Source organism: Parasphingorhabdus marina DSM 22363 (genome assembly GCF_900128895.1).
In the GTDB taxonomy this organism is placed as follows: Bacteria; Pseudomonadota; Alphaproteobacteria; order Sphingomonadales; family Sphingomonadaceae; genus Parasphingorhabdus; species Parasphingorhabdus marina.
On the sequence record NZ_FSQW01000002.1, the window covers coordinates 1,244,104 to 1,263,193 of the forward strand.

The window sequence follows — 19,090 nt, forward strand, 5'->3', positions numbered from 1 at the left end:
CTTTCATATAGAAACGAAATGGCGGATGCGCACCCCCTTAGTGCAGCGAAACAGGACTAATCAGCAGAAATTGCATCGTCGGCAAGATCGGCCGGTCCGCCAACAAGAACAAACCGCCGGTCGCAATAGCCGCAATCGACATAGCCTTTTTCGTCAATTTCCAGCCAGACGCGCGGATGACCGAGCGCCGCGCCGCCGGGGATATCAGAAGCCCCGTCACAGGCGTTGCGCTTCGCTGTAGTACGAACGATTTCAGGATTGTCTGTCATGCCCCGCGATTAGCAACGCTTACCCGCCGGTGCAATGGGCTAAAATCTGCCCGACAGAAAAATTTCCGCCTGGAATCCTGGCTTAGAAATAGGTGACGGTGATGTCGAAGGTTCCGCGATAGGTGCCGGGTTCCTGATCGGCTCCCACCTGAAGTGTCCCCCCGACATTGAGATCAACAACACCTGCTGCGTTGAGGAACCGGAAAGTCGAACCGTCCAGCGTCAAACCACTGACATTCATCGTTTCCGTGCCGCCATCGCGAGTCAGTACCGGCAGTGGGCCGCGGGTCACAAAAATGAACTGCAACGGACCCCCATAGGTCACGAACCGGGCTGCGGAACTGTCATTGCTCGCGCCGGTCACCCCGCCCGTGGTCGAACGGGCTCCGGTAAAGGGATTGACCGTGGCTGTTCCCGGCGCTGGACCGGAAATCATGGTACCAAATTCCAGATCAGTCACATTCACCAGTGACAGCGGCGCCAGCGCAATGGCACGCCCTTCCGCGCTTGCGGACTGAGCGAACGCGGCAGGAGCGGTGGTCAGTGCGACCAGCGCAAATATCAGCCCCCCGATCAGCCGTGTAATATATTGGTCTTTGAATGTCATGGCCATTAAACTACTCACCAAACTCGAAAAAAGTGGATATAAATGATGGTTAATCGATATTAGGCGGTTCGATTGACATCATTTTTACGGTCAGAAATAATCGATCGTGACATTGAACGCACCGCGATAGGTTCCGGGTGCCTGATTGGGCCGTACCCGTATCTGCCCGCCGACCCGGTATGTCGCTTCACCGGCCGCATTCAGAAAACGGTTGCGAGGACCATCAAAGCGAAACCGGTTGACCCGCATGGTCTCGGTGCCGCCATCGCGGACAATGAAGATACGGTTCTGGCCGCTTGTGATGCGCACCCGGAGCAGCGGTGTTCCGGTTGCCGTGAAGGATGCTGGAGCGGGCGCGCCGCCGATGGCCACCGCATCACCGTTGCGCTGATTGAGGTTGCCATTATTGGGGTTCAGCCGGAATACACTGCGGACCGTGCCCGGAACAAACGTCCCGAATTCGAGATCTGCGTTTTTGACGACTGTCACGCTCTGGTTGATATTGGCGCTTGCCTGGCCATTGGCAGACTGTGCCTGTGCCGGTTGCACAAACAGCGCCGAAGTCGCGACTGGCAGTGCGATCCCCGCACGCCAAATGGATGACATGAAAGTCATGTTCTGGTCCCCGTTTTTTCCCACGAGAGCCCAAATAGACCGGAGACGGCAAAGAAACATTTAATGACATGGTAAAAATACCGTTAACCATTGCAGCGTTCCGCGCATATTCGGCGCAAGTCTCTGCGCAAAGCCTTTGATTGTCCCGGACAAGATGGTTATGCGGTCTGGATGACCGAAGCAGCGATCTCGATAAACCAGCTCTGTAAAACCTATGAAGACGGCAAGAAGGCACTCGACAATGTCTCCTTTGACGTCCGCCGCGGCGAGATTTTCGGCCTGCTTGGCCCCAATGGCGCCGGAAAGTCCACATTGATCAACATCCTGTCAGGCATGGTCAGCAAGACCAGCGGGTCCGCCAGCATCTGGGGTTTTGACATCGATCAGGACCATCGCAACGCCAAAGCCTCGATCGGCATCGTGCCCCAGGAAATCGTGTTCGATCCGTTCTTCACACCTGCCGAATCTCTCGAAGTGGTCGCTGGCCTGTATGGCATCAAAAAATCCGAACGGCGGACCATGGAACTGCTCCGCGCCGTCCATCTGGACGACAAGGCCGATGCCTATTCGCGAACTCTTTCGGGCGGAATGAAACGCCGGTTGCTGGTTGCCAAGGCGATGGTCCATTCACCTCCGATACTCGTGCTTGACGAACCCACGGCCGGCGTCGACATCGAATTGCGACAACAGCTTTGGGAATATGTTGAAGAGCTCAACAAATCCGGCGTGACCATCGTCCTGACAACCCATTATCTGGAAGAAGCCGAAAACCTGTGCGACCGGATAGCCATTATCAACCATGGTCAGCTGATTGCGCTCAAGACGACGCCCGAACTGGTGGGCATGGCCCGCGAGAAGCTGGTGGAGCTGACACTTGACCGGGACATTTCGGAAGAGTCCGATGCCGTGTCCTTTGCAGATGACCAGTTCCTCAAAGCGGAAGTTGTCGGCCCGCGCACCCTGGCGGTCACCTATAACATGGATCAGACCAATGCCGGCGGTGTGATGCGGTCGGTTCAGAAGCGTGGCTACGAGATTGTCGATGTCACCACCCGGGAAGCGGATCTGGAAGACGTCTTCCTGAACCTCACCCGTAAAGCCGCATGAGCGGATATGATGTCATCATCGTCGGGTCGGGTGCCGCCGGGCTGAGCGCTGCCATTACTCTGGCGCGGACCCACAAGGTCCTGGTGCTCGCGAAGGGCGATCTGGCCGGTGGTTCCACCGCCTGGGCACAGGGCGGCATTGCGGCCGTTCTCGACGCTGGCGACACGTTTGAGAACCATATTGACGACACCATGGTCGCCGGGGCGGGCCTGAACCGCCAGGAAACAGTGGAATTCGTGGTCGAAAACGCGCCGGCAGCGATCGAGCGGCTGGTCGACATGGGTGTCCCCTTCAACAAGGAAGCGGAAGTTCTGCACCTCACGCGCGAAGGCGGGCACAGTCACAGGCGGATCGTCCATGTCGATGACGCCACAGGCTGGGCGGTTCAGGATGCATTGCAGAAAACCGCCGAAGCCAATCCGAATATCACCCTTCGGCCGCATATGGTTGCAATCGACCTGATCGCCGATCGGCACCGGGACACGCCGGACGGATCAGCCAGTATCTGGGGCGTTTACGCGCTGGACAACAGCACGGGGCGGGTCGAAACACTGACGGCCCGTGCAACCATCATGGCCAGCGGCGGGGCCGGTCGCACCTATCTGTTCTCGACCGCTCCGCGTGGCGCAACCGGCGACGGGATCGCCATGGCCTGGCGCGCGGGGGCCAAGGTTTCCAATATGGAAATGATGCAGTTTCACCCGACATGCCTGTACAATCTCGAGGTCAAGAATTTCCTGATTACCGAAGCGGTTCGCGGCGAAGGTGGGCATTTGAAACTGCCGCAGGATGCGGGATCCGAGGCCGGCGAACGGTTCATGCAACGCTTTGATCCGGAACGGATGGAACTCGCTCCCCGGGATATTGTGGCGCGCGCCAATGACCATGAAATCAAGCGACTTGGTCTGGATTATGTCCATCTCGACATTTCCCATCGCGATCCGGAATTCGTCAAAGAGCATTTCCCGAACATCCACGAGAAACTGACCGGACTGGGCATAGACATGACCCGGGAGCCGATCCCGGTGGTGCCAGCCCAGCATTATACTTGCGGCGGGATATTGATCGACTTGCGCGGCCGCACCGAACTGCCCGGTCTGTACGCCGCTGGAGAAGCCAGCGAAAGCGGCCTGCACGGGGCCAATCGTCTGGCTTCCAACAGCCTCCTGGAATGCTTCGTTTTTGGCGATGCCGCTGCCAGAGACATCGTCAGTCGCTGGGATGACCTCCCCGAACCGCCAGCAATCCGGCCATGGGATGAAAGCCGGGTAACCGACAGCGACGAAGAAGTGGTCATCAAACAGACCTGGACCGAGATCCGCCGCTTCATGTGGAATTATGTCGGCATCGTCCGCACCACAAAGCGTCTCGAACGCGCCCGAAACCGCATCGATCTGCTCAGGGAAGAAGTCGAGGAATATTACAGCAATTTCCGCGTGACCCAGGACCTGATCGAGTTGCGCAACCTGATCGAAGTCGCAGATCTGATCGTCAAGTCCGCGCTGGCCCGGAAAGAAAGCCGGGGATTGCACTATATCACCGACTATCCGGATCTCCTCCCGGAAGCGAAGGATACGGTGCTGGCACCATAAATCTCGCCGGAACGGAACACATTATCCGGATTTCCCTTTGCCGATTCAAGAAACCGTCAGGACAGACCCTGCTGCAATTGCTTCGAATCCGGCAATCCGGCAGCAGCAATCAGATAAGGCGAGACGCGTCGACGGGTACACAGACCGCCGAAGCCGTCATTTATCAGCCGCTCCTCAAACTCGACGCCCATCTGGCTTTCGTTCGAACGACGGACCGTGGCCACGGCCAATTGTCCGTCCCCCAGATCGACAACAAGCTTGGTCCCCTTGGGCAGGCAGATTAATCCTTCGATCAAAGCACCGCTTTTGGACAGGTTACGCAGAACTGCCGCCTCGTAACTGTCGCCGAAAACAATCCTGACCTTCCGGAAAATGCTCATCCGGTCATCCCGCTGGAGGGCTGGTCCTTCTGGTTCAATCTTCCATTCCCCGGATCCGAAATGGCCCAATACCTCGTCCTGAATGATCGGCTTGCTGTAGATATAACCCTGGATCTGACTGACATTGAGGCTCTTGATCCAGTCAAGTTCATCATGGGCCTCAATGCCTTCGGCAGTAGTGTCCATCTTGAGCGCTTCGGCGAGCGCAACTATCGCTGCGATAATGGCTCCGTTCCTGGAGCCGGGCTTGTTCGAGCCGCGAACAAAACTCTGATCGATCTTTATTTTGTCGAACGGCGCGTTTTGCAGATAGCTCAGCGACGAATATCCGGTACCAAAGTCGTCCAGTGCCAGTCGTACGCCCAGGCGCTTGAGACTGGCGAACATTTCTTCGGTTTCAGTGGTTTCTTCGAGAAATACGCTTTCAGTGATCTCCAGTTCCAGTCGGTCCGGATGCAATCCTGAGGATTTTAGCGCTTGCTTGACGATTTCGGGAAGGTTGGGATCCGCAAACTGGATGGGAGACACGTTGACCGCCACGCGTACCTTGCCTGGCCATGACATGGCATCATGGCAGGCCTGCCGTATTGCCCAGGTACCGAGTTCCAGAACAAGTTTGGTTTCTTCCGCAATCGGAACAAATATCCCGGGCGATATCGGACCGCGTTCATGGTGGTTCCATCGCATCAACGCCTCAAAGCATGATACTTTGTCCGTGGTTGACTTGACCAGTGGCTGGTAGTGCAGTTCGATTTCGTTTCTGTCCAGGGCGTCCCGAAGATCGTCTTCGAGGATTTTTCGCTCGTTCACAGCTTCGAGAAGCTTTTCGGAAAAGAAGCTAAATCGCCCCCGACCAGCCCCTTTTGCCGCATAAAGTGACATATCGGCGCTTCTGATCAGATCTTCTGGCGTCCGTCCGTCAAACGGGCTTATCGCAATGCCAACCGAAGCACCGATCACACAGCGGCTGCCTTCAATGGTATAAGGCTGGGACAGACTCGAAATTATGGCATCGGCAAGGTCGCTCAATTCTCCGCGATCGTCCCAGTCAGGCAACAAAACCTGGAATTCGTCGCCACCGATTCGTGCAACTTCCCCGCGACCGGAAAGTAGCCTCATCAGCCGTTCTGCAACATTTTTCAGCAGCGCATCTCCCGCCGGATGGCCGAGCGTGTCGTTGATAAGCTTGAACCGGTCGAGATCGATCTGCATCAGTGTGCAGGCGCGTTTTTGTTGCTTGAACGCTGATAATGTCGATTCCAGTTTTTTGGACATCAGGGCACGATTTGCGAGGCCGGTCAGCGAATCATAATGCGCCAGGCGGCTCTCTTCCTGTTCGGCGTCGATCCGCTCCGTGACATTTTTTCCAATGCCAACAAATCCGTCAAATTCTCCACCCTGGTCAAATTGGGGAATCCCCGTCAGATCCCACCAGATATCTTCTTCCTTGCCCGCGCTCTTGAAAGGAATATCGCTGAATTTTCGGTGCTTGGTCAGAATAAAACGTAGCGAGCGATTCTGCTCGGCTTCCTGCTCCTCCGAATCAAAAAGGTCGGCAAAGTCTGACCCGATCAGGGCACCGGCCTCCTTTCCGATTGCCGCAGCGGTATTGGCCGAAATGTAAGACAGCTTCCCGCGCCGATCGGTTGACCAAAACCAGCCGAGGTTGGCCTCTTCGAAGCAGTCAACCAGCCTTCGCGCCTCTTCGGCATTGATGGAAGGGGTGTCGGTTCGTTCGCCCTGAACGTTTTTGCGAAAGCTCTGGCCAATACGCGAGAACAGGCTCTCCGCCTGGTCTGTATTCAGGCCTTCGGCCTGAGACATATCGAACTGGTCATGACTTTGTTTCATTGTACTGATCAACAACTTGCCTGCACCCCGGATAACGACAATGTGTAAATATTCCCTAAGTGCCTCCAATTCCGGGAAAATGGATCCAACATCGAGGTTTCCATTCGGCGTCTTGTGCGCTAGCGAACCGGGGTTCAGCCAAACGGAGCCATGTATGCAATTTGATGAAGTCATCCTCGGTCGCCGAAGCATTCGCGGATACAAACCCGATCCCGTGCCCCGGGAACTGATCGAGGAAATTATCGGGCTCGCCATGCGCGCGCCGTCATCGATGAATACACAGCCTTGGAGTTTCTATGTCATCACCGGCGAACCGCTGGAGAAAATCCGGGCGGGCAATACCGAACGTATGTTGGCCGGCGTCCCGCAATCTCGGGAATTTCGCACGGGAGAAGCCTTTACAGGCCAGCATCGCGACCGGCAGATTGGTGTAGCCAAGCAGCTATTCTCGGCGATGGACATCGCGCGGGATGACAAGGAAGCGCGGCAGGACTGGGTGATGCGCGGATTTCGCCAGTTCGATGCGCCGGTCTGCGTAATCATCACCTATGACCGCGTCCTGGATGGCAGCGATGACACGCCGTTTGATTGTGGTGCGGTTGCCACGGCGCTGGTCAATGCCGCCTGGTCGCGCGGGCTTGGTACGGTCATCAACAGCCAGGGCATCATGCAATCGCCAGTGGTGCGCGAGCATGCCGGGATTGCCGAAGATCAGGTGATCATGAAGAGCATCGCGCTGGGATGGCCCGACGAAAGCTTCCCGGCGAACAGTGTCGTATCGACTCGGAAATCGATTGCCGATGCCTCGGTGTTTGTCGGCTTCGACGGCTAGATTAACCGCAAAAAAAGCGATCAACAACCGACTCTATCTTGCCGTTCCCACAACCTTCTCGCTGGCCTTGTGCTGTTCGAGATCTTCCGGGTCAAAGTGCACCGGCTTGAGCTTGTGATCGACGAATAGCTGCATCTGATCCGTATAATGCGGACTGTCGGGGCGAGTGGTCGCAGCGCCAAAAGGCTGAATGGATCGCGAGTTCACTTTGCCGTCCGTGTCCCATTCGACGAACATGATGAAACTGTCGCCATGCCGAACCGAAAGGCGGCCATCGTCATCCACATCCCAAAGGGTGGATGCCCGGATCGTGTCATTGCCCCCGTCGAGCGGCAGATCGACCTCACCCTGACGCAAGCGCAGCACTTCTTTCATCGGCGGATCGATCCGGTCGAAATATTGGTTCAGATGATCGACAGTCTCCTGCAAAATCTCCCTGGCATCGGGAATTTCGCCGCGCTGGTAATGGGCCTTGTTCGCGGGGCGCAACACCATCAGCGCCAGCGCGTCTGCAGCTCCTTCCCCGTCCAGATCCCAGTCCCAACTGGCGAGCAATGCTTGCGCTTTCTGCAGGTCGCTGTCTTGGTCCAGCTCAAGCGCGGCGATACGGTCCATCCAGTCTTTCGCGTAACCTGCCTGTTCATAACCTGTGTCATATTTGATCCGGCGGATTTCTGCTTCGCCTATTTTGCCGCTATTGGCGATGGCTTCCTCGAACAGGACAATCGACCGCAGCGAACGGTTGGTCTCGTCATTCTCGATCCCCATGAGCGGCGAATAATTGTCAGGACTGAGCTCGTCGCCGGGCCCGGCCGCCGTATATGGCGTATTATTGGCATTCATGACATATCCGGAATCCGGATTGATCAGCGCGGGAACGCGGGAAAATGGCAGCGTCTGCTGCCATACGGCTTTGGACGTATCTCCGGGAAGCACCGTCCGCCAGTCAAATCCCGGCGCGCGATCCGGGAACATGGCATTGTAGAAAAGGCCAATATTTCCCTTTGCATCGGCATAGACAAAATTGGTGGCCGGAACCCCCTGACCCGCCATTGCGGCCTGCCATTCCTCAAAATTGCGCGCCTTGTTGATCCGGAAATACTGGGTGAGCATGTCGAGCTGGTCCATCCCGGCATATCGAATTGCAAAGGCTCCGCTGTCATTGAGAATGACCGGGCCGTGGATCGAGCGATACACTGTCTGGGGATAGGGGATGACCAGTGGACCGAATTTGATTTTCAGCCAAACCCGCTTTTTCTGGAGCGGCTCCCAGGCCCCGTCAAACTGATACTGGCTGCGGGTCTGGTTGACGATCAGCTTGTAAATATCGATCAGGTCGGGCCGGTTGACCGTGTTGGTCCAGCCGAGATATTTGTTGTGTCCGAGGAAGGGGAACGGTGATCCCGGAAAATTGGCTCCGGCGAAATCCCAGCCTTCCTCGCTGTGCACAACAAGTTCGTACCAGGCGACATTGCCGCGCAGCGGCTGGTGGGAATTCGAGATCAGGCGCGTCCTGTTGTCGGAAGACCGCTCCGGCGCAACCGCATAGGCATTGGATCCGTTTTCATCCGGGTCCGGCCCAACGGGAGTAATCACCTTGTCGTCGCTCAGCGGATGGATGGATTTCTCTTCAATTGGCCCAGCCAGAACCGGACCGCCTTCCCGCGGCAGATCCTTGTTTTCCACAAGCGCCTGGATCGGGCCGTTCAGGCCAAAAAAGAAGGGTGACCGCAGAACGAATCCCCTGGCGATATCCTTGCCGTTAACCGGAAACAGGTTGGACAATTCCACTTCATCCGGATGTTCCTCGGCATAGGCGTTGAGGCCCGATGCATAACCGTCCAGCAAGAGCCGTACATCTTCGGGCAAGTCGTCATATTTGCGCGCCACCGTCCCGGCAACATCGAGCAGGGCCGCAACATAGTCGATCGCGGCCCCGTCGGCGCCATTGAGTGTGGCAAGGCGGCCGCGCGACATGGCGGAAACTTCCTGCAATGTCGCAAAGTCGTCTTCGGCATGGGCATAGGCCACGCCATAGGCGACATCGGCATCGGTCTTTCCAAAAATGTGCGGGACCCCGAATTCATCGCGGACAATCCGCGCTTCATAGGACCGCTCGGGTGGGGGTTCGACGCCTTCCGACGTCAGCGGCTCCCAGATCATCAGTCCGACCAGAATGACAGCCGACAGCAACAACAAGGTCAGGCCAAGCCGTTTCAGAAGTTTCACGCGATAATCCTTCCCCGAATGCGGTCCTTTCGGACGCATCCATCTTTTCTATCGAGACAAACGGTGGATTGCCTCTTGCTCGCTCTTGCGCAAAGTTACAACATTGGTCAACCGGATACCCTCAACCCAAAAGGATCATTCATGCCTGGAGCAAAAAACCACCGTCTCGCCCTTACCGCTCTCCTGCCCCTGCTGGCCCTCGCCTCCCCGGTTCACGCGCAGAGTGTGATCGGTTCCGGCGTACCGGCAAGTACCACGGCAAACAGTCAGGAGCGCCCAATTGCATTTGCCGCACAGGCTCCCGAAAATGCCGGCCTGATCATCCTGACCCAAAGTGCCGCCTTGCCCGAGACTCCGGCGCTTTCCGGCGCGGATCGCGGCGCCGTGGAAGCGGCGATTGCCGCTGCCGATTTCCAGGGGAAAGCGGGTCAGCACCTCAAATTGCGTGGCATCGGTGGCCGACCGCTGATCATGATTGTCGGGGCGGCAAAAGCAGAGGGAGAGAATGCCGACTGGCGCGCGGCAGCCGGTGGCGCCATCCAGAAACTGATGGCCGAGGAAACCGAGCTGGCAATGATCGGGGCACCCGATGCCGAAGCCATGGCGAGTGCAGCCCTCGGACTGGCGCTCGGCCAGTACCGGTTCGACCGCTACAAACATGATGTCGAAAAGGCCCCGGCCAGCCAGCAAGTCACCATTGCAGGCGCTGCCGCGAACGCGGCACAAATGCTCTGGACCAACCGCCACCAACACCTTGCCGAGGGCGTACGCTTTGCTCGCGACCTGCAAAGTGAACCCGCCAACACCATCTATCCGGAGAGCTTTGTCGATAGGACGCGCGCGGCTTTGGCCGGCGTGCCCAATGTCCGCGTCGAAGTTCTCGACGAAGCGCAGATGCGCCAGCTCAATATGGGCGCAATTGTTGGTGTGGGTCAGGGCAGCCCGCGCGGGTCGCGAATGATGGTTGTGACCTATCGCGGCGCGAGCGGTCCGCCACTGGCTCTCGCAGGCAAAGGGATCACCTTTGATACCGGCGGCATTTCCATCAAACCCAATAGCGGCATGTGGGGGATGAAGGCCGACATGACCGGTGCCGCAGCCGTTATGGGAGCGACCCTGTCGCTCGCCAAGAGCCGTGCGCCCGTGCATATTGTCGCGGTGGCGGCGCTGGCCGAGAATATGCCCGGCGCCAATGCCCAGCGTCCCGGAGATGTCGTGCGCACCTATGGCGGAAAGACCATTGAAATCCGCAGTACCGATGCCGAGGGGCGACTGGTGCTGGCCGATGCGGTGCAATATGTCGCCGACAAATATGATCCATATGCCCTGGTCGATATCGCGACACTGACCGGTTCAGTGGGGCGGGCGCTTGGGCCGCAATATGCCGGGCTGTTTGCCCGGGAAGACGCAATTGCCGGCAAGCTGCTCGATGCGGCAGAGGCAAGCGGTGAGAATCTCTGGCGACTGCCGCTGCACCCGGCCTATGCCAAGGCGCTGAAATCGGACATTGCCGATGTCAAAAATTCCAATATCGATGCGCCCGGTGCCAGCGCCGGAGCACATTTCATCGGCTATTTTGTCGACAGCGACCTGCCCTGGGCCCATCTCGACATCGCCGGGGTCGACTGGCTCGATTCCGCCCGTCCCCTGACTCCGAAAGGCGCCTCGGGCTTTGGAGTCCGCTTGCTCGACCAGCTGGCACGGGACTGGCGAGAATAATTGCGCGCGAAGACAATAATTTGCATCCATCCCTTGTGTTGTAAATTCGTCACACCATATCGGCTGAGAACTACAGACGAGGGAACGGGACGATGAATCTCGAGAAATTTACAGATCGCGCCAAGGGCTTCCTGCAGAGCGCACAAACTGTCGCAATACGAATGAATCACCAGCAGATTGCCGCCGTGCATCTGTTGAAAGCCCTGCTGGAAGATGATCAGGGCATGGCCTCCGGGCTGATTGCCAAGGCCGGCGGAAATGCGAAGCAGGCACATGTTGCCGTTGATGGCGCCCTGGCAAAAATTCCTGCGGTTTCCGGTGGCGGTGCCCAGCAGACTCCGGGCCTCAACAATGATGCCGTAAGAGTACTCGACCAGGCGGAACAGATTTCCGAAAAGGCCGGCGACAGTTTTGTAACCGTTGAACGGCTGTTGCTGGCGCTGGTGCTGTCCAAAGACACCGAAGCCGGCAAAGCGCTTGCCGAAGCCGGGGTGACGGCTGAAGCCTTGAACAGCGCAATCAACGATCTGCGCGGCGGGCGGACAGCGGACACGGCGTCTGCCGAAGACCGTTATGAGGCGATGAAGAAATTCGCCCGCGATCTGACCGAAGCAGCGCGGGATGGCAAACTGGATCCGGTGATCGGACGCGACGAGGAAATTCGGCGGACCATCCAGATCCTGGCCCGGCGCACCAAAAACAATCCCGTCCTGATCGGCGAACCCGGTGTCGGCAAGACCGCGATCGCGGAAGGCATGGCCTTGCGCATCGCCAATGGGGATGTTCCGGACAGCCTGAAAGACCGTCGCCTGATGGCGCTCGACATGGGCTCTCTCATCGCCGGCGCGAAATATCGCGGTGAATTTGAGGAACGGCTGAAAGGCGTGCTCGACGAAGTGCGCGGAGCCGATGGCGAGATCATTTTGTTCATCGACGAAATGCATACCCTGATCGGGGCCGGAGCATCGGAAGGCGCAATGGATGCGAGCAATCTGCTGAAACCTGCGCTGGCGCGCGGCGAACTGCATTGTATCGGTGCCACAACGCTCGATGAATATCAGAAACATGTCGAGAAGGACCCTGCCCTGCAGCGCCGGTTCCAGCCGGTAGTGATCGGTGAACCCACTGTGGAAGACACGATCTCGATCCTGCGCGGGCTCAAGGAAAAATACGAATTGCACCATGGCGTCCGCATCACCGACGGGGCGCTGGTCAGCGCTGCGACCCTGTCACATCGCTATATCAGCGACCGTTTTCTGCCGGACAAGGCCATCGACCTGATGGACGAGGCCGCGTCCCGGATCCGGATGGAAGTGGAATCCAAACCGGAAGAAATCGAGACGCTTGACCGGCGGATCATCCAGCTGAAAATCGAACGCGAGGCTCTGTCGAAAGAAAATGACGACGCATCGAAAAGCCGGCTGGAAGCGCTAGAGAAAGAACTGGCCGATCTGGAGCAAGAGTCGACCGAACTGACCACCCGCTGGCAGGGGGAAAAGGACAAGATTCACGCTGAAGCCCATCTCAAGGAAGAGCTTGACGCCGCCCGGCTGGAGCTGGAGCAGGCGGAACGTGCCGGTGACCTCGCAAAGGCTGGCGAACTGAGCTACGGCAAGATTCCCGATCTCGAAAAGAAGCTGGAAACGGCCGCTGATGCGACCGAAGGCGCGATGTTGCGGGAGGAAGTGGTCAGCGAAGACATTGCCTCCGTGGTTTCGCGCTGGACCGGTATTCCTGTCGACAAGATGCTCGAAGGCGAACGCGAGAAGCTGCTCGCCATGGAAGAATTGATCAGCAAACGGGTGATCGGACAGAAAGATGCCATCGAGGCCGTGTCTGCTGCCGTCCGGCGCTCCCGCGCGGGGCTGCAGGATCCCAACCGTCCGCTGGGCAGTTTTCTTTTCCTCGGACCGACCGGTGTCGGCAAGACGGAACTGACCAAGGCGCTCGCAGGATTCCTGTTCGACGACGACCAGGCAATGGTCCGTATCGACATGTCCGAATTCATGGAAAAGCACAGTGTCGCCCGCCTGATCGGTGCACCACCAGGCTATGTTGGTTATGATGAAGGTGGTGTTTTAACCGAAGCGGTTCGTCGTCGTCCCTATCAGGTCATCCTTTTTGATGAAGTGGAAAAGGCGCATGGCGATGTTTTCAATGTCCTGCTTCAGGTGCTTGATGACGGACATCTCACCGATGGACAGGGCCGACGCGTCGATTTCTCCAATACACTGATCATCCTCACCTCCAATCTTGGCAGCCAGTTCATGGCCAATCTGGAAGAGGGTCAGAAGGTCAAGGATGTCGAGCCACAGGTGATGGATGTGGTCCGCGCTCATTTCCGGCCGGAGTTTCTCAACCGGCTGGACGAGATCATCCTGTTCCACCGGCTGGCGGAAGAGCATATGGCGCCGATCGTCGAAATCCAGGTCGGCCGGGTGCAGAAGCTGCTCAAGGATCGCAAGATCGTTCTGGAACTTACCGATGCCGCCAAGCGCTGGCTGGGCCGTGTCGGTTATGACCCTGTCTATGGCGCGAGGCCGCTCAAACGCGCCATCCAGAAATATCTGCAGGATCCGCTGGCCGACAGCATCTTGCGCGGGGATATTCCCGATGACACAATCGTCAGGATTGATGAAGGTGACGGGGCGCTGGATATAAAAACAGCATGACAAACGGGCGGAGCTGGTCATAATCGCTGCATGATCAAATCTCCGCCCTTTACCCGCCGAACATTCCTTGCTGCCTCTGCTGCCACCGCCCTGGTCGGCTGTACTGGCCGCACATCCCTGGCTGCTTCTACACCCGACAAGCCTGCTCCCGTTATTGACGGACTCAGTTTCCTGCCGGACAATCTGGAGGAGATCCGGCAGGCCGGGCTGACCGCCATGATTTGCGATGTCTCCAAAGTGGAGGAGGTCCGCGATCCTGACGGTACACCGCGTTACCAGCGCAATTTCGGCGTCAATGACGAAGCGCTGGACAAGGCTTTGGAACGCATTGCAGGAAGCGATGCAATATTTGTCGCCAGGCGTGGAAGCGACATCGGCAGCAAACCGGGCTGCGCCGCCTTTTTGCAGTTTCAATCCTGCGAAACGATCGGCGATGATCTGCGGCGGATTTCCTATTTCCACAAAAAGGGCTTGCGCGCGCTCCAGTTGACGCATCACAACAATAATCTGTTCGCGGGCGGCGCAATCGAGACCGAACATAGCGGTCTGACCGAACTTGGCAGGGCGGGACTGGCGGAGATGAACAGAGTGGGTCTGCTCCCCGATGTTGCCCATGGCTCGGTCCCCACCATTCTCGAAACAGCCGAAGCCAGCCAGTCGCCCATCATTTATTCCCACGGCGCGTGCCGGGCGATTGTCGATCATCCGCGCTGCATTACCGACGAAGGTATCCGGGCGATCGCATCTCGCGGCGGCGTCATCGGCATTTTCATGATGAGCTTCTGGCTGACCAATGAGCCGGTTCCGGATATCAGTCACCTGATCGCCCATATCCGGCATGTCGTGAACGTCGGCGGCATTGATGCCGTGGCGATCGCCAATGACTTCCCGATGTCCGGTCAGCAGCATTTGCGCAAGCTCGATAACGACAACCGGGAAGGCGTAAAACAATATCTGGGCTGGTGGCGAGCGATGCGCAAGCTCGGCATTCCCGGATATGAGAAAGATCCCGAACATGTTGTCATCCCAGAGCTCAACAATCTCGCACGCATGGCCACGATCAGGAAAGCGCTGGTCGATGATGGCTTTGGGCAATCCGATATAGCCAGGATCATGGGCGGCAACTGGCAGAGGGTGCTGACCGACGTTTTGGGTTGACGAACGGATCAACCGGTCGTCAATGAAAGCTTATGGATCAGAACAACGTGCAGTTCGAGATTAATCCGGCGCTGGACCGCGCCGCCTTGCAAAAGCGGTTCATTCAGGATCATCGCTTGCAAATCAGAGATGTCCTAGAACCAGCAAGCGCCGAAGGCCTGCGGGAGATATTCGCATCGCAGATCAATTGGGGACTCGCCTGGCGGGCGGCACCATCAGATCCGAAAAACTACCGGTTTGAAGACCTGTCATCCATGCAACCGTCAGAATTGCAGAGTCTGTCTGAACAAGCCCATGCGGCCATCGGTTCTGGTGAATATGGTTTTCTCTATCGGCAGTATCCCATGCTGGAGGCCTATCTCAACAAATGGGATCCGGGTCACCCGCTGGACAAGATGCTGGAGCACCTTAACAGCCCGCCTTTTCTCGACCTGATCCGGGATGTCACGGGAATAGATACGATCATTCGCGCCTCTGCTCAGGCGACCAGCTATGAACCCGGCAATTTCCTGTCCGAACATGATGACAGCCATTCAATGGAACCGCGCCGGGTCGCCTATGTGCTGCACCTGACCATTCCCGACTGGAAATCGGAATGGGGTGGTTTTCTGAATTTTTTCGACGAAGAAGGCAATGTCAGCCTGGGCCTTAAACCGGTATTCAACAGCCTGAACCTGTTCCGCGTTCCACAGCGCCATTCGGTATCCCTGGTTGCGCCATCTGCCCCCGTCGGACGCTTTTCCATCACCGGCTGGGCGATGGACCCCTGAGGCAATGGTCTTCAGCTGAAGACAGTTTCGGCCGCTGTCCCATCGTTACGCAGACAAATAAAAAAGGCGGGCCCGAGAGCCCGCCTTCTTTTTCACCAGTGGTCGGTTGCGATTAGAAGCGCATCCGGACGCCGGTGTAATAGCTACGACCGAAGACGTCATATACGTCTGCAGCGGTATCGGTACCCGTCACGTTGAACGAGGTGCCGGACAGAATGTTCGGCGCATCGTTGTCGAGCAGGTTGTTCACACCGAAGTAGAACTCGAACTCATCCGATACAGCATAGTTGATCTGCGTATCGAGATAGAATTCAGCCGGTACACTGATACACTCGGCGTCCAGCCCAAATGCCTGACAGAACTGATCGTCTTCGAACGACTTGCTGATGAACGTACCCGTCCAGTTCCAGCGCAGTGGTCCCTTTTCAAAGTTCAGGTTAGCCGTGAACTTGTCTTCAGCCGTTCCGATTTCCCCGGCGGACGGGTCAAACGGTGCGGTTGTCGAAGGAGCAAAGTCGTTGTTGAACACGTGTGTGTACGCAATCCGTGCACTGACCGAAGCGTCCTCGATACCGAGGGCGTCCAGATTGGTGCGATAGGTTGCGGTCACGTCGATACCGTCGGTCTTCAGCACAGCGCCGTTGATCTGCGTTGCGTTGATGAACTCGATGGAACCGGCACTGTTCTGAGCATCGCCCTGCTGGCGCCGAATAATCAGCTGACAGAAGGTCGGGTTGTCCTGATTGTAACACTGGTCGAGTGTGAAGGCACGCGGTGGTGCAGCAATCACGTCTTCAACTTCGATGTTATAATAGTCAACCGTGATGGTCAGGTTACGCAGAGCGTCGATCGAGCGCGGGTTGATGACCGCACCAATCGTGTAGCTGTCTGCAGTTTCTTCAAACAGGTTGGGGTTACCACCGTTGAAGCCACCGATACCCTGGATGTCGGGCTGCGTCAGCGTAAAGGTGCCGTTAGCCGCGATATTCGCGTTGACACCAGCGTCACGACGACAGACGTCACCAGCGGTTCCGCCACCGGTAGGCCCGATTCCCGCACAGGGATCGGTCAGACCAGACGGGAAGGTCTCGCTCAGGCCGCTGAACAGCTCGCCGATGTTCGGTGCACGAACAGAGCGGGAGTATGTACCGCGGAGACGGATGTCATCAATCGGCTGCCAGGTGACCTGACCGTTGTAGCTGACGACGGTTCCTGCAGTCGAGTAATCGGCAACACGGACCGCACCGCCAACTTCGAGCAGTTCGAAGAACGGCTGATCCGAGAGGATCGGCAGTTTGACTTCGACATAGCCTTCAATGACGTTGAAGTTACCGCGACGGTCGGGAATGGCGTTACCGGCATTCAGACCAGCATTGGTCAGAGCGTCAAGCTCGGTAATGCTGTTTTCACGACGATATTCCACACCGGCAGCGATACCAGCTGCTCCACCCGGAAGGTCAAACAGCGAACCGGAAATGTTTGCCGAGATAACCTGCTGGGTCTGATCGACCTGGAAGCTGGATTCGCCGTTGGCATATGCCAGAGCACCCGGAGAGATCGAGCCAGCACCGAAGAAGTTCAGCGGAACACAGCCCTGTGCCCGAGCTTCTGCATCGGCACAGATAGCTTCCGTGGTGTCGCCGTCGCCGTCAACATCGTTCGCGTCAGGAATTGCCGCAAGAGCATTTCTGGCGTTCAGAACGTTGATCTGACCGGACGAGAACTGGTTTTCCGTATTCGAACCATAGTTATAGCTGATGTCCCAGGTAAACTTGTCGTCAAACAGTGTACCGTCGAGACCGACAACAAAGCGATAAACGTCACGTGTCGTGCTACCCTGACGCGGTCCGAATTCCACGATACGGCGAATGAAGCCATAGTCGCGCAGTCCGTCACCGTCGACATCCTGCGAAGCATCGACAACTTCCTGCGGCACGAGCGGGTTAACGATCAGAGTACCGTTAACGTCGGTTTCAAGAGGAACACGTCCGCCGTTCGCCGGGAAAATATCACCGGAAGAAAGGAAGAACGGTTCAATGATACGCGAAGACTTGGTTTTGCTGTACGTACCTTCGAAGAACACGTTAATATTGTCGGTGACTTCATATGTACCTGCAGTCGCGAACAAATAACGTTCGACCGGAACAGCAATGGTCCGGAAAAACTGACGGTTAAAGCCATCGGCATTAACGCCATCACCGGCCGGGCCGTTGGTAAAGAAGCCTTGCCTGATAGCGCCCGTCACCGGATCAAATGTAAAGTCATCCGCGGTTGTAGGCGTACCATTTACGTCAAAACGGCCCTGAGGCGAACCGCTGGAGAAGAATGGCCCACGTGAATCACCAAAGTCTTCGACATTGCCGGTGACCCGAAATCCGTCAAAATCATCGGTGAAGGTGTTTGCACGTTCACGCGACAATACGCCTTCTTCGTTGGAATAACCGAAGTGCACCATGATGTTGCCACGGCCGTCAGCGACGTTCGTGCCAACCGTCAGGTTTGCCTGGTAGCGAAGATCGTCACCCTGCTCGGTCTGTCCGATCTGGCCATTGGCTTCGATGCCTTCAAAATCGCGCTTGTAAACAAAGTTCACAACACCGGCGACAGCGTCAGAACCGTAGAGTGACGAAGCACCACCGGTCAGAACGTCAACCTGCTGCAGGAACTGCGTCGGGATGATGTTCAAGTCGACATTGGGGGTACCGGCAACACCACCGATTACGCGGCGGCCGTTGATGAGAACCAGCGTACGGGCTGAACCGAGGTCACGAAGGTCAACCGTTGCAACACCGGTACCGGAGGTCAGGAAGGCCGAGTTGGTACGGCTGAGAGCCGGAGTACCAAATGCCGGATTTTCCAGCAGAAGCTCCTGAACGTTGGTAACACCAGCGTCGTCAATTGCGACATCGTCGAGAATCTGCAGCGGAGCCGAAGAGGTCACCGTCGGAGACGCGATACGCGAACCCGTGACGACGATCAGTCCCTGATCTTCTTCAGCTGCCTCTTCCTGATCCTGCGCATATGCAGGCGTCGAAAGCATGGCAAGGCCAAGAGCTACAGGAGCCACAGTCGCCTTCAAGCTTGTAAATTTTTTCATGTTAATCCAGTCCCTTATTCTGGAGAGGTCGGCCACCATTGGACGCCCCCGGTTGTGGTTCGAGAGACACCCATACGCCCCAAACGCACGGATTCGTCTCCCGAGTTAGCGCCCGGATGCAACATGGGTTGTTGGCTGTAAAGCGTCAGCTAGGGAAAAAGAGCGGTTTTTGTGACTATTGTAACTATTTTG

Annotated in this window: 13 protein-coding genes; 7 read left to right on the forward strand and 6 right to left on the reverse strand. The window is 57.1% G+C overall.

Features of this window, described 5'->3' with window-relative positions; translation table 11 throughout:
• Nucleotides 1-56 precede the first annotated feature (56 nt).
• From BUQ90_RS15700 to BUQ90_RS15710, 3 genes are all read right to left on the reverse strand, one after another.
• On the reverse strand, nucleotides 57-269 hold the full coding sequence (locus tag BUQ90_RS15700) for a zinc-finger domain-containing protein (protein ID WP_074206056.1): 213 nt from the start codon (nucleotides 267-269) through the stop codon (nucleotides 57-59).
• Between the two features lie 82 nt (nucleotides 270-351).
• On the reverse strand, nucleotides 352-882 hold the full coding sequence (locus BUQ90_RS15705; RefSeq protein WP_074206057.1) for a DUF4402 domain-containing protein: 531 nt from the start codon (nucleotides 880-882) through the stop codon (nucleotides 352-354).
• Nucleotides 883-966: 84 nt separating this feature from the next.
• Nucleotides 967-1,482 (reverse strand): DUF4402 domain-containing protein, encoded by a 516-nt coding sequence (locus BUQ90_RS15710; protein ID WP_159437122.1) that lies wholly within the window; start codon nucleotides 1,480-1,482, stop codon nucleotides 967-969.
• Between the two features lie 180 nt (nucleotides 1,483-1,662).
• Here BUQ90_RS15710 and BUQ90_RS15715 point away from each other — a divergent pair, with 180 nt between their 5' ends.
• Nucleotides 1,663-2,598, forward strand: a complete 936-nt coding sequence (locus BUQ90_RS15715) for an ABC transporter ATP-binding protein (RefSeq protein WP_074206484.1) — start codon at nucleotides 1,663-1,665, stop codon at nucleotides 2,596-2,598.
• Nucleotides 2,595-4,190, forward strand: a complete 1,596-nt coding sequence (gene nadB, locus BUQ90_RS15720) for an L-aspartate oxidase (protein ID WP_074206059.1) — start codon at nucleotides 2,595-2,597, stop codon at nucleotides 4,188-4,190. The genes BUQ90_RS15715 and nadB overlap by 4 nt, the downstream gene beginning before the upstream one ends.
• Nucleotides 4,191-4,246: 56 nt before the next feature.
• Here the strand turns inward: nadB and BUQ90_RS15725 are convergent, their stop codons facing one another.
• Nucleotides 4,247-6,421 (reverse strand): putative bifunctional diguanylate cyclase/phosphodiesterase, encoded by a 2,175-nt coding sequence (locus tag BUQ90_RS15725; protein ID WP_074206060.1) that lies wholly within the window; start codon nucleotides 6,419-6,421, stop codon nucleotides 4,247-4,249.
• A gap of 154 nt (nucleotides 6,422-6,575) precedes the next feature.
• Between BUQ90_RS15725 and BUQ90_RS15730 the strand changes: the two genes are divergently transcribed.
• Nucleotides 6,576-7,253 (forward strand): nitroreductase, encoded by a 678-nt coding sequence (locus tag BUQ90_RS15730; RefSeq protein WP_074206061.1) that lies wholly within the window; start codon nucleotides 6,576-6,578, stop codon nucleotides 7,251-7,253.
• Nucleotides 7,254-7,286: 33 nt separating this feature from the next.
• Here the strand turns inward: BUQ90_RS15730 and BUQ90_RS15735 are convergent, their stop codons facing one another.
• Complete coding sequence (locus BUQ90_RS15735) at nucleotides 7,287-9,521, reverse strand: acylase (RefSeq protein WP_074206062.1); 2,235 nt, start codon at nucleotides 9,519-9,521, stop codon at nucleotides 7,287-7,289.
• Between the two features lie 102 nt (nucleotides 9,522-9,623).
• Here BUQ90_RS15735 and BUQ90_RS15740 point away from each other — a divergent pair, with 102 nt between their 5' ends.
• The 4 genes from BUQ90_RS15740 to BUQ90_RS15755 all read left to right on the forward strand — a co-directional run bounded on the left by BUQ90_RS15740 (nucleotide 9,624) and on the right by BUQ90_RS15755 (nucleotide 15,801).
• On the forward strand, nucleotides 9,624-11,201 hold the full coding sequence (locus BUQ90_RS15740; protein WP_074206063.1) for a leucyl aminopeptidase: 1,578 nt from the start codon (nucleotides 9,624-9,626) through the stop codon (nucleotides 11,199-11,201).
• Nucleotides 11,202-11,293: 92 nt separating this feature from the next.
• Complete coding sequence (gene clpB / locus BUQ90_RS15745; protein ID WP_074206064.1) at nucleotides 11,294-13,873, forward strand: ATP-dependent chaperone ClpB; 2,580 nt, start codon at nucleotides 11,294-11,296, stop codon at nucleotides 13,871-13,873.
• A 30-nt stretch (nucleotides 13,874-13,903) separates the two neighbouring features.
• Nucleotides 13,904-15,031: a membrane dipeptidase gene (locus tag BUQ90_RS15750; RefSeq protein ID WP_084192740.1), complete on the forward strand. Its 1,128-nt coding sequence runs from the start codon at nucleotides 13,904-13,906 to the stop codon at nucleotides 15,029-15,031.
• A gap of 32 nt (nucleotides 15,032-15,063) precedes the next feature.
• The gene (locus BUQ90_RS15755) at nucleotides 15,064-15,801 is read left to right on the forward strand and encodes a 2OG-Fe(II) oxygenase (RefSeq protein ID WP_074206065.1); all 738 of its coding nucleotides are present in this window, start codon (nucleotides 15,064-15,066) and stop codon (nucleotides 15,799-15,801) included.
• Between the two features lie 112 nt (nucleotides 15,802-15,913).
• Here BUQ90_RS15755 and BUQ90_RS15760 read toward each other — a convergent pair whose 3' ends face one another.
• Nucleotides 15,914-18,898 carry a TonB-dependent receptor domain-containing protein gene (locus BUQ90_RS15760; RefSeq protein WP_074206066.1) on the reverse strand — a complete coding sequence of 995 codons (2,985 nt, stop codon included), beginning with the start codon at nucleotides 18,896-18,898 and terminating at the stop codon, nucleotides 15,914-15,916.
• Nucleotides 18,899-19,090 lie beyond the last annotated feature (192 nt).

Bases quoted from the DNA above. Each gene is read 5' to 3' on its own strand.
- clpB (WP_074206064.1), top strand. From the start codon at position 11,294: ATGAATCTCGAGAAATTTACAGATCGCGCCAAGGGCTTCCTGCAGAGC.
- BUQ90_RS15705 (WP_074206057.1), bottom strand. From the start codon at position 882: ATGGCCATGACATTCAAAGACCAATATATTACACGGCTGATCGGGGGG.
- BUQ90_RS15725 (WP_074206060.1), bottom strand. From the start codon at position 6,421: ATGAAACAAAGTCATGACCAGTTCGATATGTCTCAGGCCGAAGGCCTG.
- BUQ90_RS15760 (WP_074206066.1), bottom strand. From the start codon at position 18,898: ATGAAAAAATTTACAAGCTTGAAGGCGACTGTGGCTCCTGTAGCTCTT.
- BUQ90_RS15740 (WP_074206063.1), top strand. From the start codon at position 9,624: ATGCCTGGAGCAAAAAACCACCGTCTCGCCCTTACCGCTCTCCTGCCC.
- BUQ90_RS15710 (WP_159437122.1), bottom strand. From the start codon at position 1,482: ATGTCATCCATTTGGCGTGCGGGGATCGCACTGCCAGTCGCGACTTCG.
- BUQ90_RS15750 (WP_084192740.1), top strand. From the start codon at position 13,904: ATGATCAAATCTCCGCCCTTTACCCGCCGAACATTCCTTGCTGCCTCT.
- BUQ90_RS15735 (WP_074206062.1), bottom strand. From the start codon at position 9,521: ATGCGTCCGAAAGGACCGCATTCGGGGAAGGATTATCGCGTGAAACTT.
- nadB (WP_074206059.1), top strand. From the start codon at position 2,595: ATGAGCGGATATGATGTCATCATCGTCGGGTCGGGTGCCGCCGGGCTG.
- BUQ90_RS15715 (WP_074206484.1), top strand. From the start codon at position 1,663: ATGACCGAAGCAGCGATCTCGATAAACCAGCTCTGTAAAACCTATGAA.
- BUQ90_RS15730 (WP_074206061.1), top strand. From the start codon at position 6,576: ATGCAATTTGATGAAGTCATCCTCGGTCGCCGAAGCATTCGCGGATAC.
- BUQ90_RS15755 (WP_074206065.1), top strand. From the start codon at position 15,064: ATGGATCAGAACAACGTGCAGTTCGAGATTAATCCGGCGCTGGACCGC.
- BUQ90_RS15700 (WP_074206056.1), bottom strand. From the start codon at position 269: ATGACAGACAATCCTGAAATCGTTCGTACTACAGCGAAGCGCAACGCC.